This window comes from Streptococcus sp. K0074, assembly GCF_048843365.1.
Lineage (GTDB): Bacteria > Bacillota > Bacilli > Lactobacillales > Streptococcaceae > Streptococcus > Streptococcus mitis_BM.
In genome coordinates, this window is the sequence record NZ_CP184836.1 from 258,100 (window position 1) to 273,995 (window position 15,896).

Genomic DNA, 15,896 nt, shown 5'->3' on the forward strand with positions numbered 1-15,896 from the left:
CATATAAATAGTAATTACCTAGGAGGGCGGGGCTTAGCCCGGCTCTCCTATTTTTAAAAAATATAGGAGAATCAAAATGGCAGAAATTACAGCTAAACTTGTAAAAGAGTTGCGTGAAAAATCTGGTGCCGGAGTTATGGACGCTAAAAAAGCGCTTGTAGAAACAGACGGTGACATCGAAAAAGCGATTGAATTGCTTCGTGAAAAAGGTATGGCTAAGGCAGCTAAGAAGGCTGACCGTGTTGCTGCAGAAGGTTTGACTGGTGTTTACGTTAACGGTAATGTTGCAGCAGTTATTGAAGTAAATGCTGAAACTGACTTCGTTGCGAAAAACGCTCAATTCGTTGAATTGGTAAATACTACAGCTAAAGTTATTGCTGAAGGAAAACCTGCTAACAATGAAGAAGCTCTTGCTTTGACAATGCCTTCAGGTGAAACTCTTGAAGCAGCTTATGTGTCTGCAACAGCGACTATCGGAGAAAAAATCTCATTCCGTCGCTTTGCTTTGATTGAAAAAACAGATGCACAACACTTCGGAGCATACCAACACAACGGTGGCCGTATTGGTGTTATCTCTGTTATTGAAGGTGGAGACGAAGCGCTTGCTAAACAAATCTCAATGCACATTGCTGCGATGAAACCAACAGTTCTTTCTTACAAAGAATTGGATGAGCAATTTGTTAAAGATGAGTTGGCTCAATTGAACCACGTAATCGACCAAGATAACGAAAGCCGTGCAATGGTTAACAAACCAGCTCTTCCACACTTGAAGTATGGATCAAAAGCACAATTGACTGATGAAGTAATCGCTCAAGCTGAAGCTGATATCAAAGCTGAGTTAGCTGCAGAAGGAAAACCAGAAAAAATCTGGGACAAAATTATCCCAGGTAAAATGGATCGCTTCATGCTTGACAACACTAAAGTTGACCAAGCTTACACACTTCTTGCACAAGTTTACATCATGGATGATAGCAAGACAGTTGAAGCATACCTTGAATCAGTTAACGCTTCAGTAGTTGAGTTCGCTCGCTTTGAAGTTGGTGAAGGTATCGAAAAAGCTGCAAACGACTTTGAAGCTGAAGTTGCAGCTACAATGGCAGCAGCCTTGAATAACTAATTATAGAAAGGAAGTAAATTTGCTTCCTTTTTTCTATGCAGTCGCTCCTTATAGGGAGAACTTCCTATTTTCAAGGTAAAAATAAAAAGCCCTATAATAAGGGCTAATTGTATTTAGGAGACTAAACTTCAAATTCATAGAGTGCTGTAGAGAGATAACGTTCACCATTATCTGGTGCTAGAGCAAGGACTTTTTTACCTGTACCTAATTTTTTGGCAATCTCGATGGCTCCGTAGATAGCTGCAGCTGAAGAAATCCCTACAAGGAAACCTTCTTTTCCACCAATTTCACGGCCGAGTGCTAGTGCATCGTCTGATGTTACACGAACGATACCATCATAAGCCTTTGTATCCAGTGTATCAGGAATAAATCCAGCTGAGATACCTTGAATTTTGTGTGGTCCAGGTTTTTCACCAGATAGAATAGCAGATTCGTCTGCTTCTACTGCAAAAACTTGAATGTTAGAATTTGCTGTTTTGAGTGCATGAGAAACACCAGAAATCGTTCCACCGGTACCCACTCCAGCAACAAAGGCATCTAGTCCATCTTTACCGAAAGCAGCTAGTATTTCAGCTCCTGTTGTTCTTTCGTGTACTTCTGGATTTGCTGGGTTGTCAAATTGAAGAGGAAGGAAACCATCACGTTCAGCAGCGATTTCTTGAGCCTTAGCAATAGCACCTTTCATTCCTTCGCTACCAGGAGTAAGGACGAGTTCAGCACCATAGGCTTGGATAATCTTACGTCGTTCCACACTCATAGTTTCAGGCATAACGATAACAACTTTATACCCTTTAGCAGCCCCTACCCATGAAAGTCCAATACCAGTGTTTCCACTTGTTGCTTCAACAATAGTAGAACCAGGTTTCAGAATACCGTCTTGTTCAGCTTTTTCAATCATGCTAAGAGCAATACGGTCTTTTACAGAAGAACCAGGGTTAAATGCTTCAAGTTTTACATAGATATCTGCAGCACCTTCTGGCACGATGTTGTTGAGTTTAACAATCGGAGTTTGACCGATTAGTTCAGTAATGTTGTTATAAATAGACATATGAATACCTCTTTGTATAAGATATCTCTAGTATAACGCTATCTATACCATTTGTAAAATATAGAAATCCTATCGAAGCGATAGGATTTTTTTATATCATAGGTCTAAGCCATTAATTTTTAAGCGATTGTGATAGGCTAATTCTAGTAAATATGTATAAAGTGGAACGATATCTGTTTTCTTAGGGAATTCAAATTTGTGAACACTAAAATGTTCATTATGTGCTTTTAGAAAGATATTTTCTAAATAAGTAATAGTAATTTCACTATCATCTATACCTGCTCCCGCAGTTTCCATTTCAACGTTAACAATGTTCATCAAAAAGATTGATTTAATAGACATCTTACGACCAGTAGCGCCTTGTTTATCTGTAAAGATAATACGGATATTTGTAAATATAATTGAGTCACGAATCAGTTTATATCCACTTTGAATTTCTTCATTTTCTAGTAGGTATTGTCCATATTCTTTGATAAGAGTTTCTTTGTTTTGCTCGCTAAAGTTACCAGCGAGTCCTTGAATGAACTTTCCAAATGGCATATTTCTCTCCTTTGTTTACACTAGGTTTACAGGAACTTCAACTTCTCGTAAACCTTGGTCAGTTAAAGTGACTTTTCCATTAAAAAACTCTACAAGTGCAGCTTTAATAGTTTCTTTTTCTTCTTTATCAACATAAATCATCGTATCGACTTGATCTGTAAAGTTTGTATCCAGTTCCATGAGATTATGTTCCTTAAGGAAGTTACTGTACTCTTGATACTGAGCGTAAGACATTTGAATAGCAATGCCAGCCTGTTCCTTTATTTCAATGATGCCAATTTCTTTGACAGCTAAGGCAACACTGCCAGCGTAAGCACGAATCAGTCCTCCAGCGCCTAGTTTAATGCCACCAAAGTAGCGTGTCACTACCACACAGACATTGGTGAGGTTGTGATTTTCTAGTACCCCTAGCATGGGAACGCCAGCAGTACCACTGGGCTCACCATCATCACTTGTACGTTTAATTTCACTACGTTCCCCAATAATAAATGCAGAGCAGTTATGCGTCGCTTTGTAGTGTTCTTTTTTGATGGTGGTAATGAAGTCACGAGCCTCTTCTTCGCTATAAACACGCTTGGCGTGACAGATAAAGCGGGATTTTTTGATTTCTTCTTGGACTTGTCCGTCCTCTTTAATTGTTCTAAATTCCATGATTTAATTGTACTAAAAAATCATCTAAAGCGCTAGGTTTTTACGAATAAAGAAGTATGAAAGTAAATCCAAATTATCTCGGTCGTTTGTTTACTGAGAATGAATTAACAGAAGAGGAACGTCAGTTGGCGGAAAAATTTCCAGCAATGAGAAAGGAGAAGGGGAAACTTTTCTGTCAACGTTGTAATAGTATTATTCCAGAGGAATGGTATTTGCCCATCGGTGCTTACTATTGTCGAGAGTGCTTGCTGATGAAGCGAGTCAGGAGTGATCAAGCTTTATACTATTTTCCGCAGGAGGATTTTCCTAAACAGGATGTTCTTAAATGGCGTGGTCAATTAACTCCTTTTCAAGAAAAGGTGTCAGAGGGATTGATTCAGGCAGCAGACAAGCAAGAGCCAACCTTGGTACATGCGGTGACAGGGGCTGGAAAGACAGAAATGATTTATCAAGTTGTGGCTAAGGTGATTAATAGGGGTGGTGCAGTGTGTTTGGCCAGTCCTCGCATAGATGTTTGTTTGGAGCTGTATAAGCGCCTGCAAGATGATTTTGCTTGCGAGATATCTTTACTACACGGAGAATCAGAGCCGTATTTTCGAACACCACTAGTTGTTGCGACGACCCATCAGTTATTGAAGTTTTATCAAGCTTTTGATTTGCTGATAGTGGATGAAGTAGATGCTTTTCCTTATATTGACAATCCCACGCTTTACCATGCTGTCAAGAATAGTGTAAAGGAGAATGGATTGAGAATCTTTTTAACAGCGACTTCGACCGATGAGTTAGATAGGAAGGTTCGCATAGGAGAACTAAAACGACTGAGCTTACCTAGACGATTCCATGGGAATCCTTTGATTATTCCTAAACCTGTCTGGTTATCAGATTTTAATCACTGTTTAGAGAAAAGTCGGTTATCACCAAAGCTAAAGTTTTATATTGAGAAGCAGAGAAAGACAGGTTATCCGTTACTTATTTTTGCTTCAGAGATTAAGAAAGGGGAGCAATTAAAAGAAGTCTTACAGAAGGAATTTCCAAATGAGAAAATTGGCTTTGTATCTTCTGTAACAGAAGATAGATTAGAGCAGGTACAAGCTTTTCGAGATGGAGAACTGACAATACTTATCAGTACGACGATATTGGAGCGTGGGGTTACCTTTCCTTGCGTGGATGTTTTCGTAGTAGAAGCCAATCATCGTCTGTTTACCAAGTCTAGTTTAATACAGATTGGAGGACGTGTCGGTCGGAGTATGGACAGACCGACAGGAGATTTGCTTTTCTTCCATGATGGGTTAAATGCTTCAATCAAAAAGGCAATTAGGGAAATTCAACAGATGAATAAGGAGGCGGGGCTGTGAAGTGCTTATTGTGTGGGGAGACTATGAAGGCTGTTTTAACTTTTAGTAGTCTCTTACTTCTGAGGAATGATGTCTCCTGTCTTTGTTTAGATTGTGATTCTACTTTTGAGAGAATTGGAGAAGAGTACTGTCCAAACTGTATGAAAACAGGATTGTCAACAAAGTGTCAAGATTGTCAATTTTGGTGTAAAGAAGGAGTTGAAGTCAGTCATAGAGCGATTTTTACTTACAATCAAGCTATGAAGGATTTTTTCAGTCGGTATAAGTTTGATGGAGACTTCCTTTTAAGAAAAGTGTTCGCTTCATTTTTAAGTGAGGAGTTAAAAAAGTACAAAGAGTATCAATTTGTTGTAATTCCCCTAAGTCCTGATAGATATGCTGATAGAGGATTTAATCAGGTTGAAGGTTTAGTTGAAGCAGCAGACTTTGCGTATCTGGATTTATTAGAAAAGAGAGAAGAGCGAGCTAGTTCTTCTAAAAGTCGCTCAGAGCGTTTGGAGACAGAATCTCCTTTCTTTATTAAAAGTGGAGTCACTATTCCTAAAAAAATCCTACTTATAGATGATATTTATACTACTGGAACAACTATAAATCGTGTGAAGAAACTGTTGGAAGAAGCTGGTGCTGAAGATGTAAAAACATTTTCCCTTGTAAGATGAGGAAAAAATTTGCAAAACTAAAATGAAAGCGTTATAATGAAATCAGAAAAACAAAAATGTTTAGAAAGAAGGTACTCATATGATTAAATATAGTATCCGTGGTGAAAACCTAGAAGTAACAGAAGCAATTCGTGATTATGTAGTTTCTAAACTCGAAAAGATCGAAAAGTATTTTCAAGCTGAGCAAGAGTTGGATGCTCGAGTAAACTTGAAGGTGTATCGTGAAAAAACTGCTAAAGTGGAAGTAACGATTCCGCTTGGCTCAATTACTCTTCGTGCAGAAGATGTGTCTCAAGATATGTATGGTTCAATTGACCTTGTAACTGATAAAATTGAACGTCAGATTCGTAAGAATAAAACAAAAATCGAGCGTAAAAATAAAAATAAGGTAGCAACTAGTCAATTATTTACAGATGCTTTGGTGGAAGATCCAAATGTTGTCCAGTCTAGAGTTGTTCGTTCAAAACAAATTGATTTAAAACCAATGGATTTGGAAGAAGCCATTCTACAGATGGATTTGTTGGGACATGATTTCTTTATCTATGTGGATGTTGAAGATCAGACAACCAATGTGATTTATCGTCGTGAGGATGGTGAAATTGGTCTGTTAGAGGTTAAAGAATCTTAATTTCAACATGTGTAAAGGTAGGTTTACTGATTTGTAAACCTCCTTTTTCTTATAATTGATAGAATTACTGATTACACTTTTAAAAAGTCGCTTTTTGGTGGTTATTATGGTATAATGGGTGCCAAGAGGTTTGGAATGAAAAAATTTTATGTAAGTCCTATTTTCCCCTTAATATTAGGAATAGTGGCGTTCGGAGTGCTATCTGTGCAACTTGTTTTTGTAACGAATACACTGGTAACGCTATTTCTTTTGATACTTATTTTGGGTTCATATATTTTATTATTCATTCATCAAAGAGAGTACTACTCAAGGAGTGAAGTAGAACAAATTCAGTATGTAAACCACCAAGCTGAAGATAGTTTGACAACCTTGTTAGAACAGATGCCTGTTGGGGTTATTAAATTAGACTTATCATCTGGTGAAGTTGAGTGGTTTAATCCTTATGCTGAATTGATCTTGACTAATGAAGTGGGCGAAATTGATGTGGCATTAATTCAAACAATTATCAAGGCATCGGTAGGAAATCCAGGATCCTATGCCACCTTGGGGGAGACCCGTTATTCGGTTCATATGGACAAGGTATCTGGGGTTCTTTACTTCTTTGATGTGTCTGGAGAATACGAAGCGACTGTTGAGTTAGTAACGAGTCGACCTGTGATTGGGATCGTCTCCGTTGACAACTATGATGATTTAGAAGATGAAACATCAGAGTCTGATATTAGTCATATTAACAGTTTTGTAGCCAATTTTGTTTCAGAATTTGCTGTGAAGCATGCCATGTTCTCCCGTCGAGTGAGTATGGACCGTTTTTATCTATTTACGGACTACACGGTACTTGAGGGATTGATGAATGATAAATTTTCGGTTATTGATGCTTTCAGAGAAGAGGCGAAACAGAGACAGCTGCCTTTGACCTTAAGTATGGGATTTTCTTATGGTGATGGAAATCATGATGAAATAGGGAAAGTTGCATTGCTCAACTTGAACTTGGCTGAAGTGCGTGGTGGCGACCAAGTTGTTGTCAAGGAGAATGACGAAACGAAGAATCCAGTTTATTTTGGTGGTGGGTCTGCTGCCTCAATCAAACGTACACGGACTCGTACGCGCGCTATGATGACGGCTATTTCAGATAAGATTCGTAGTGTGGATCAGGTTTTTGTAGTTGGTCACAAAAATCTGGATATGGATGCTTTGGGTTCTGCTGTAGGTATGCAGTTATTTGCCAGCAATGTGACTGAAAATAGCTATGCTATTTATGACGCAGAACAAATGTCACCAGATATTGAACGAGCTGTTTCATTCTTAGAAAAAGAAGGAGTTACGAAGTTGTTGTCTGTTAAGGATGCAATGGGGATGGTGACCAATCGTTCTTTGTTGATTCTTGTAGACCATTCAAAGACAGCTTTAACTTTATCAAAAGATTTTTATGATTTATTTACCCAAACCATCGTCATTGACCACCATAGAAGGGATCAGGATTTCCCAGATAATGCAGTCATTACTTATATTGAAAGTGGTGCAAGTAGTGCTAGTGAGTTGGTAACGGAATTGCTACAGTTCCAAAATTCTAAGAAAAATCGTTTGAGTCGTATGCAAGCAAGCGTCTTGATGGCTGGTATGATGTTGGATACTAAAAATTTCACCTCACGAGTGACTAGTCGGACATTTGATGTTGCTAGCTATCTCAGAACGAGAGGAAGTGATAGTATTGCTATCCAAGAAATCGCTGCGACAGATTTTGAAGAATATCGTGAGGTCAATGAACTGATTTTACAAGGGCGTAAATTAGGTTCAGATGTATTGATAGCAGAGGCTCAGGACTCGAAATGCTATGATACAGTTGTTATTAGTAAGGCAGCAGATGCCATGTTAGCTATGTCAGGTATTGAAGCGAGTTTTGTTCTTGCGAAGAATACACAAGGATTTATCTCTATCTCAGCTCGTAGTCGTAGTAAACTGAATGTACAACGGATTATGGAAGAGCTGGGGGGTGGAGGCCACTTTAATTTAGCTGCAGCTCAAATTAAAGATTTAACCTTGTCAGAAGCAGGTGAAAAACTGACAGAAATTGTATTAAACGAAATAAAGGAAAAGGAGAAAGAAGAATGAAAGTAATCTTTTTAGCAGATGTTAAAGGAAAAGGTAAAAAAGGCGAAATTAAGGAAGTACCAACAGGGTATGCGCAAAACTTTCTTATCAAAAAGAATCTAGCCAAAGAAGCGACTGCTCAAGCTGTAGGTGAACTTCGTGGTAAACAAAAATCTGAAGAAAAAGCTCACGCTGAGATGATTGCAGAAGCAAAAGCAATTAAAGCCCAACTTGAAGCAGAAGAAACTGTTGTAGAATTTGTTGAAAAAGTTGGTCCAGATGGCCGTACCTTTGGTTCAATTACCAATAAGAAGATTGCTGAAGAATTGCAAAAGCAATTTGGAATTAAGATTGATAAACGTCATATCCAAGTACAGGCTCCTATTCGAGCAGTTGGTTTAATTGATGTACCAGTGAAAATCTATCAAGATATCACAAGTGTAATCAATCTTCGTGTGAAAGAAGGATAAATTTACACCTTCTTGACAAGATTGTAAAAGGAAGGGAAGTCTGATGGCAGAAGTAGAAGAGTTACGAGTACAACCTCAAGATATCTTGGCTGAGCAATCCGTTTTGGGGGCTATCTTTATTGACGAGAGTAAGCTTGTTTTTGTACGAGAATATATTGAGTCTCGGGACTTTTTTAAGTATGCCCATCGTTTGATTTTCCAAGCTATGGTTGATTTATCCGATCGTGGGGATGCCATAGATGCAACAACGGTTCGTACTATCCTTGATAATCAAGGTGATTTGCAGAATATTGGCGGCCTGTCTTACTTAGTTGAGATTGTCAATTCTGTGCCAACTTCTGCTAATGCGGAGTATTATGCTAAAATCGTTGCAGAAAAGGCTATGCTACGGCGATTAATCGCCAAGTTGACAGAGTCTGTCAATCAAGCTTACGAGGCTTCGCAACCAGCTGATGAAATCATTGCTCAGGCAGAAAAAGGGCTGATTGATGTCAGTGAAAATGCTAATCGAAGTGGATTTAAGAACATTCGAGATGTGTTGAATATCAACTTTGGAAATCTGGAAGCTCGCTCGCAACAAACGACCGATATTACAGGTATTGCGACAGGCTATCGTGACTTGGATCATATGACGACTGGACTTCATGAGGAGGAGTTGATTATCTTAGCAGCCCGTCCGGCGGTTGGTAAGACAGCCTTTGCCTTGAATATTGCTCAGAATATTGGGACTAAGTTGGACAAAACAGTTGCTATCTTTTCGCTCGAAATGGGTGCGGAAAGTCTAGTGGATCGTATGCTTGCGGCAGAAGGTTTGGTGGAATCCCATTCTATCCGTACAGGGCAATTGACAGATGAGGAGTGGCAAAAGTATACCATTGCTCAAGGGAATCTAGCTAATGCAAGTATTTATATTGATGATACGCCAGGAATTCGGATTACAGAGATTCGTTCTCGTTCCCGTAAATTAGCTCAAGAAACTGGAAATCTAGGCTTGATTTTGATAGACTATTTGCAGCTTATCACGGGAACTGGTCGAGAAAATCGTCAACAAGAGGTTTCAGAAATTTCACGTCAGTTGAAAATTTTAGCTAAGGAACTGAAAGTTCCAGTAATCGCTCTAAGTCAGCTATCTCGTGGTGTAGAACAACGTCAGGATAAGAGACCAGTCTTGTCTGATATTCGTGAATCTGGATCTATTGAGCAGGACGCTGATATCGTAGCCTTTCTTTATCGCGACGACTACTATGAGCGTGGTGGTGAAGAAGAGGAAGGCATACCGAATAATAAGGTAGAAGTTATTATCGAGAAAAACCGTAGTGGAGCTCGTGGAACAGTGGAATTGATTTTCCAAAAAGAATATAATAAATTTTCAAGTATCTCAAAGAGGGAGGCATAAGATGTCAGATGCATTTACAGATGTAGCCAAGATGAAAAAAATCAAAGAAGAGATCAAGGCACATGAGGGACAAGTCGTAGAAATGACTTTGGAGAATGGTCGTAAGCGCCAAAAAAATAGATTGGGCAAGCTAATTGAGGTTTATCCATCCCTATTTATCGTTGAATTTGGAAACGTTGAAGGAGATAAACAAGCCAATGTTTACGTTGAATCCTTTACTTACTCAGATATCCTTACAGAAAAGAATTTGATTCATTATCTTGACTAAAGTGAGAAATTTTCTCACTTTTTCTTTTTTTTCTCCGAATAGTTTAAGTGAAGGTAATCTTCGATTTATATTATTTTTCAAGGAGGAAGAATGAAAGTTTTACCATTCAAAGTAACAGAGACAGGATTTTCTTTTAGAAAATCAGTTAAAAAGGTTGTTCCTTTTTTAGTAGTAGGATTGATGCTAGCAGCGGGTGATAGTGTATATGCCTATTCCGGAGGAAATGGATCGATTGCGCGTGGGGATGATTATCCTACTTATTATAAAAATGGGAGTCAGGAGATTGATAAGTGGCGGATGTATTCTCGTCAGTGTACTTCTTTTGCAGCTTTTCGTTTGAGTAATGTCAATGGTTTTGAGCTTCCAGCAGCTTATGGAAATGCGAATGAATGGGGCTATCGTGCTCGTCGTGAAGGATATCGTGTAGACAATACACCAGCTATTGGCTCCATTGCTTGGTCTACTGCAGGAACTTATGGTCATGTTGCTTGGGTGTCAAATGTAGTGGGAGATGAGATTGAGATTGAAGAATACAACTATGGAATAAGAGAATCTTATAACAAGCGTGTCGTGAAGGCCAATACTATGACCGGTTTTATTCATTTTAAAGATTTGGCTGGTGGCAGTATTGGAAATAGTCAATTCTCAACTTCAACAGGGGGAACACATTATTTTAAGGCTAAGGCTGCTATCAAAAATCAGCCTCTAGCTAGCGTAACTGCGATTGATTACTATTATCCTGGGGAGAATGTTCATTATGATCAAATTCTCGAAAAAGATGGGTACAAGTGGTTGAGTTATACGGCTTATAATGGAAGTCGTCGCTATATCCAGCTAGAGGGGGTGACTTCTTCACAGAATTATCAGAATCAATCAGGAAATAGCTCTAGCTATGGATTCAATAGTAGTTCAACTGTTGGTTGGAAGAAAATAAATGGTAGTTGGTATCATTTCAAATCAAATGGTTCTAAATCAACAGGCTGGTTGAAGGATGGTTCTAGCTGGTATTATTTGAAATCATCTGGTGAAATGCAGACAGGCTGGTTAAAGGAAAATGGAGTGTGGTATTATCTGGATAGTTCAGGAGCAATGAAAACAGGATGGTATCAAGTCTCTGGTAAGTGGTATTATTCTTACTCTTCAGGCGCCTTAGCTGTGAATACGACGGTGGATGGTTACAGAGTGAATAGTAATGGAGAACGAGTATAGAAAATGGGAGTAGGAAAAATTTCCTGCTCTTTTCTGTAAGCAGTTTCCTTGACATTTTTTTTATTTTGCGCTATCATATGTCCATATAATATATGGGAGTCTGTGTACAGTCTGAGAGGAAGTGTTAAACTTCGACCGCACCTGATCTGGGTAATGCCAGCGTAGGGAACGATACTTAGTCTATTCTGCACCTTTTCCATATATGGGAAAGGTTTTTCTTTTTGTCAAAGGAAAACGAGAAGAGGAGGTTGTTATGAAAGCAAGCATTGCCTTGCAAGTTTTACCCCTATCACAGGGGATTGATCGGATAGCTGTTATTGATCAGGTCATTGCTTATCTGCAAGTTCAAGAAGTGACTATGGTGGTGACACCATTTGAAACGGTCTTGGAAGGGGAGTTTGAGGAGCTTATGCGCATTCTCAAAGAAGCGCTAGAGGTAGCAGGGCAGGAGGCAGATAATGTCTTTGCTAATGTCAAAATAAATGTAGGAGAGATTTTAAGTATTGATGAGAAACTTGAAAAGTATACTGAGACGACACATTAGTCTATTGGGCTTTCTAGGAGTCTTGTCAATCTGGCAGTTAGCAGGTTTTCTTAAACTTCTCCCTAAGTTTATCCTGCCGACACCTCTTGAAATTCTCCAGTCTTTTGTTCGTGATAGAGAATTTCTCTGGCACCATAGCTGGGCGACCTTGAGAGTAGCTTTGCTAGGTCTAATTTTGGGAGTCTTGATTGCCTGTCTCATGGCTGTACTTATGGATAGTTTGACTTGGCTCAATGATCTGATTTACCCTATGATGGTGGTCGTTCAGACCATTCCGACCATTGCCATAGCTCCTATTCTAGTCTTGTGGCTAGGTTATGGGATTTTGCCCAAGATTGTCTTGATTATCTTAACGACAACCTTCCCCATCATCGTCAGCATTTTGGACGGTTTTAGGCATTGTGACAAGGATATGCTGACCTTGTTTAGTCTGATGCGGGCCAAACCTTGGCAAATCCTGTGGCATTTTAAAATTCCAGTCAGTTTGCCTTACTTTTATGCAGGTCTGAGGGTCAGTGTTTCCTACGCCTTTATCACAACAGTGGTATCTGAGTGGTTGGGAGGCTTTGAAGGACTAGGTGTCTACATGATTCAGTCCAAGAAACTGTTTCAGTATGATACCATGTTTGCTATTATTATTCTGGTATCGATTATCAGTCTTCTTGGTATGAAGTTGGTTGATATTAGTGAAAAATATGTTATTAAATGGAAACGTTCTTAGAATAAGAATGTTTCTGAAAAAGAAAAGAGGAAATCAAAATGAAGAAAACATGGAAAGTGTTTTTAACGCTTGTGACAGCTCTTGTAGCTGTTGTGCTTGTGGCCTGTGGTCAAGGAACTGCTTCTAAGGATAACAAAGAGACAGAACTTAAGAAAATCGACTTTATCCTAGACTGGACACCAAATACCAACCACACAGGGCTTTATGTGGCCAAGGAAAAAGGTTATTTCAAAGAAGCTGGAGTGGATGTTGATTTGAAATTGCCACCAGAAGAAAGTTCTTCTGACTTGGTTATCAATGGTAAGGCACCATTTGCAGTGTATTTCCAAGACTATATGGCTAAAAAATTGGAAAAAGGGGCAGGAATTACTGCCGTTGCAGCTATCGTAGAGCACAATACATCAGGAATTATCTCTCGTAAATCTGACAATGTAGCTAGTCCAAAAGACTTGGTTGGTAAGAAATACGGAACTTGGAATGACCCAACTGAACTTGCTATGTTGAAAACCTTGGTAGAATCTCAAGGTGGAGACTTTGAGAAGGTTGAAAAAGTACCAAATAACGACTCAAACTCAATCACACCGATTGCTAATGGAGTATTTGATACTGCATGGATCTACTACGGATGGGATGGAATCCTTGCTAAATCTCAAGGTGTAGAGGCTAACTTCATGTACTTGAAAGACTACGTCAAGGAGTTTGACTACTATTCACCAGTTATCATCGCAAACAACGACTACCTTAAAGACAATAAAGAAGAAGCTCGCAAAGTCATCCAAGCTATCAAAAAAGGTTACCAATATGCTATGGAGCATCCAGAGGAAGCGGCAGATATCCTTATCAAGAATGCACCTGAACTTCAGGAAAAACGTGACTTTGTCATCGAATCTCAAAAATACTTGTCAAAAGAATACGCAAGTGACAAGGAAAAATGGGGTCAATTTGATGCAGCTCGCTGGAATGCCTTCTATAAATGGGATAAAGAAAATGGTATCCTTAAAGAAGACTTGACAGACAAAGGCTTCACTAATGAATTTGTGAAATAATGACAGAAATTAGACTAGAACACGTCAGTTATGCCTATGGACAAGATAGGATTTTAGAAGACATCAACCTGCAGGTGGCTTCAGGTGAAGTGGTTTCTATCCTAGGCCCAAGTGGTGTTGGAAAGACCACTCTCTTTAATCTAATCGCTGGGATTTTAGAAGTTCAGTCAGGGAGAATTGTCCTTGATGGGGAGGAGAATCCCAAGGGGCGCGTGAGTTATATGTTGCAAAAGGATCTCCTCTTGGAGCACAAGACGGTGCTTGGTAATATCATTCTGCCCCTCTTGATTCAAAAAGTGGATAAGGCAGAAGCTATTGCTCGCGCAGATGAAATTCTTGCGACCTTCCAGTTGACAGCTGTAAGAGATAAATACCCTCATGAACTCAGTGGTGGGATGCGCCAGCGTGTGGCCTTGCTTCGTACCTATCTTTTCGGTCACAAGCTCTTTCTCTTAGATGAAGCCTTTAGCGCCTTGGATGAGATGACCAAGATGGAACTCCACGCTTGGTACCTTGAGATTCACAAGCAGTTGCAGCTAACAACCTTGATTATTACTCACAGTATCGAGGAGGCCCTCAATCTCAGTGACCGCATCTATATCTTGAAAAATCGCCCTGGGCAGATTGTTTCAGAAATTAAACTAGATTGGTCTGAAGATGAGGACAAGGAAGTCCAAAAGATTGCCTACAAACGTCAAATCTTGGCAGAATTAGGCTTAGATAAGTAGAAAAATAGGGAGTTGGTGAAGATTATCCTTTACCAGCGCCCTTTTTCTTTTAAAAATAAGAAAATTTCGGTATAATAGTCAATTATACCGAAATCATTCTATAATCGTTGATACATAAGGGTTTTATGTGTCGCTTTTTTTATTTTGTGGACTTTTTTAAGAACTTTTTATTTTTTCGAGGGCAGTTTCAAAGAATGAGACTGCTCTTTTTTGGTTTTCTTTTGATAAATGGCTGTAAGTGTCCATAGTTACAGATATTTTTGCATGGCCAAGCCGTGTCTGTATCTCCTTGTATGGTAATCCGGCATTAAGCAAGATACTAGCGTGAGTGTGTCGGAAAGCATGAAAGCCTAAATCAGTACAGTTAGCGTTTTTTAAGTGCTTATGTAGGCGATAATCAACCTTTCGAGTATTGACATAGTTGTCAAAGCTATCAGAGAATACTTTCTCATAGGTTAAGCCAATGTTTCTACCGTTTTCTGCTTGTCTTGCTCGGTAGAGACGAAGCATGAGCACTGTTTTATGATCGATATCTAAAACTCTATAGCTTGATTTTGTCTTAGGACTGTTTACCTGGTTTAAAATGTTGAGTGTTTTGTTAATATCGATCGTTCCGTTCTGCAGGTCAATATCAGACCATTCCAGGGCCAGACATTCACGGATGCGCAGTCCAGTAGCTAGGAGCGTTTTATAAAGCACAGTATCATAAAAATTGATAAAGGTATTCTCCAGGTTATCGAGATAGGAGAGGAAGTTTTTAAGTTCCTGATCTTGAAAGTATTTAATTTCTTGTTTATCTCTGGTTATCTTTCTAGGAATAACAATATCACGAGCAGGGTTATTGTCTAATGCTTGAATAGAAATTCCATACTGTAGAATACGTTTATTTAAGGCATGAAGATGATTGTATTCTTTATATCCTGTTCCGTCCTGATTGTACTCATCCGCCCACTTATTTACCTGAGTTTGGATAATAACAGGAGTAAGTTTATCTAGTTTGTAAGTACTAAATGAGGGCAAGAGGTAATTATTTAAGCAACCTTTTATCTTTATCTGCGTATTAGTCTTTATGGTATGCTGGTAGGTTTGCCAGAATAAGTCCACAAGTTCGCTATAGGTTGTTATATGTGAGCGTTGTTTCCGTGTAGAGCCGTTTTTCTCAAATTCTACCTTAGCCTGGGTGGCCTTGTTTCTGAGTTCTTTCTTTGTTCGTGCTGATATGGTAGTCTTGACCTTCTTACCAGTCACAGAATCAATGCCAAGATAGATACTGGAGCGGTAGACTGCTGATCCGTCTTTTTTCGTGTGTTGTGTAATTTTCATGGTTTTACTCCTTTTTCCATCAGCAGGCAAGCAATTAGAAAAGGTTTTGAGTTTATACCATGCGAGGAGCTACGAGAACCCCTCTATTTTCGATTTTAAGAGGAC

General features: G+C 39.1%; 17 protein-coding genes and 1 riboswitch. Of the genes, 13 read left to right on the forward strand and 4 right to left on the reverse strand.

Features of this window, described 5'->3' with window-relative positions; all coding sequences use genetic code 11:
• The first annotated feature begins 76 nt into the window (after nt 1–76).
• Nucleotides 77–1,117, forward strand: coding sequence for a translation elongation factor Ts (tsf, locus tag ACN076_RS01425; protein ID WP_064276829.1), 1,041 nt, complete (start codon nt 77–79; stop codon nt 1,115–1,117).
• A gap of 121 nt (nt 1,118–1,238) precedes the next feature.
• On the opposite strand, the gene cysK is transcribed toward tsf, so the two are convergent.
• The 3 genes from cysK to ACN076_RS01440 all read right to left on the reverse strand — a co-directional run bounded on the left by cysK (nt 1,239) and on the right by ACN076_RS01440 (nt 3,356).
• The gene (gene cysK, locus ACN076_RS01430) at nt 1,239–2,165 is read right to left on the reverse strand and encodes a cysteine synthase A (protein ID WP_153193802.1); all 927 of its coding nucleotides are present in this window, start codon (nt 2,163–2,165) and stop codon (nt 1,239–1,241) included.
• 96 nt (nt 2,166–2,261) lie between these two features.
• Nucleotides 2,262–2,705: a PH domain-containing protein gene (locus tag ACN076_RS01435; protein ID WP_101786227.1), complete on the reverse strand. Its 444-nt coding sequence runs from the start codon at nt 2,703–2,705 to the stop codon at nt 2,262–2,264.
• A 15-nt stretch (nt 2,706–2,720) separates the two neighbouring features.
• Nucleotides 2,721–3,356: a YigZ family protein gene (locus ACN076_RS01440; protein WP_153193803.1), complete on the reverse strand. Its 636-nt coding sequence runs from the start codon at nt 3,354–3,356 to the stop codon at nt 2,721–2,723.
• A gap of 56 nt (nt 3,357–3,412) precedes the next feature.
• On the opposite strand from ACN076_RS01440, the gene ACN076_RS01445 reads away from it, so the two are divergent.
• The 12 genes from ACN076_RS01445 (at nt 3,413) to ACN076_RS01500 (ending at nt 14,468) form a co-directional block, all read left to right on the forward strand.
• Nucleotides 3,413–4,711: a DEAD/DEAH box helicase gene (locus ACN076_RS01445; protein WP_420790005.1), complete on the forward strand. Its 1,299-nt coding sequence runs from the start codon at nt 3,413–3,415 to the stop codon at nt 4,709–4,711.
• On the forward strand, nt 4,708–5,370 hold the full coding sequence (locus tag ACN076_RS01450) for a ComF family protein (RefSeq protein WP_420790006.1): 663 nt from the start codon (nt 4,708–4,710) through the stop codon (nt 5,368–5,370). The genes ACN076_RS01445 and ACN076_RS01450 overlap by 4 nt, the downstream gene beginning before the upstream one ends.
• A gap of 79 nt (nt 5,371–5,449) precedes the next feature.
• Nucleotides 5,450–5,998: a ribosome hibernation-promoting factor, HPF/YfiA family gene (gene hpf / locus ACN076_RS01455; protein WP_000599100.1), complete on the forward strand. Its 549-nt coding sequence runs from the start codon at nt 5,450–5,452 to the stop codon at nt 5,996–5,998.
• A gap of 135 nt (nt 5,999–6,133) precedes the next feature.
• The gene (locus ACN076_RS01460; RefSeq protein ID WP_420790007.1) at nt 6,134–8,107 is read left to right on the forward strand and encodes a DHH family phosphoesterase; all 1,974 of its coding nucleotides are present in this window, start codon (nt 6,134–6,136) and stop codon (nt 8,105–8,107) included.
• Complete coding sequence (gene rplI / locus ACN076_RS01465) at nt 8,104–8,556, forward strand: 50S ribosomal protein L9 (RefSeq protein ID WP_000864214.1); 453 nt, start codon at nt 8,104–8,106, stop codon at nt 8,554–8,556. Before ACN076_RS01460 ends, rplI begins: the two co-directional genes overlap by 4 nt.
• Before the next feature lie 43 nt (nt 8,557–8,599).
• Entirely contained in the window at nt 8,600–9,952 is a 1,353-nt protein-coding gene (gene dnaB / locus ACN076_RS01470) for a replicative DNA helicase (protein WP_120770774.1), read from the forward strand.
• Between the two features lies 1 nt (nt 9,953).
• A complete protein-coding gene (locus ACN076_RS01475) occupies nt 9,954–10,220 on the forward strand; it encodes a Veg family protein (protein ID WP_001278169.1) in 267 nt (88 codons plus the stop codon).
• Nucleotides 10,221–10,310: 90 nt separating this feature from the next.
• Nucleotides 10,311–11,429, forward strand: coding sequence for a choline binding-anchored murein hydrolase CbpD (gene cbpD, locus ACN076_RS01480; protein ID WP_420790008.1), 1,119 nt, complete (start codon nt 10,311–10,313; stop codon nt 11,427–11,429).
• A gap of 82 nt (nt 11,430–11,511) precedes the next feature.
• Nucleotides 11,512–11,614: riboswitch (TPP riboswitch) on the forward strand.
• A gap of 68 nt (nt 11,615–11,682) precedes the next feature.
• Nucleotides 11,683–11,973 (forward strand): thiamine-binding protein, encoded by a 291-nt coding sequence (locus ACN076_RS01485; protein ID WP_420790009.1) that lies wholly within the window; start codon nt 11,683–11,685, stop codon nt 11,971–11,973.
• Nucleotides 11,936–12,694 carry an ABC transporter permease gene (locus ACN076_RS01490; protein WP_001245134.1) on the forward strand — a complete coding sequence of 253 codons (759 nt, stop codon included), beginning with the start codon at nt 11,936–11,938 and terminating at the stop codon, nt 12,692–12,694. The genes ACN076_RS01485 and ACN076_RS01490 overlap by 38 nt, the downstream gene beginning before the upstream one ends.
• A 38-nt stretch (nt 12,695–12,732) precedes the next feature.
• A complete protein-coding gene (locus ACN076_RS01495; RefSeq protein ID WP_420790010.1) occupies nt 12,733–13,740 on the forward strand; it encodes an ABC transporter substrate-binding protein in 1,008 nt (335 codons plus the stop codon).
• Entirely contained in the window at nt 13,740–14,468 is a 729-nt protein-coding gene (locus ACN076_RS01500) for an ABC transporter ATP-binding protein (protein WP_420790011.1), read from the forward strand. Before ACN076_RS01495 ends, ACN076_RS01500 begins: the two co-directional genes overlap by 1 nt.
• Nucleotides 14,469–14,624: 156 nt before the next feature.
• On the opposite strand, the gene ACN076_RS01505 is transcribed toward ACN076_RS01500, so the two are convergent.
• A complete protein-coding gene (locus ACN076_RS01505) occupies nt 14,625–15,791 on the reverse strand; it encodes a tyrosine-type recombinase/integrase (protein WP_261039004.1) in 1,167 nt (388 codons plus the stop codon).
• Between the last annotated feature and the right edge of the window lie 105 nt (nt 15,792–15,896).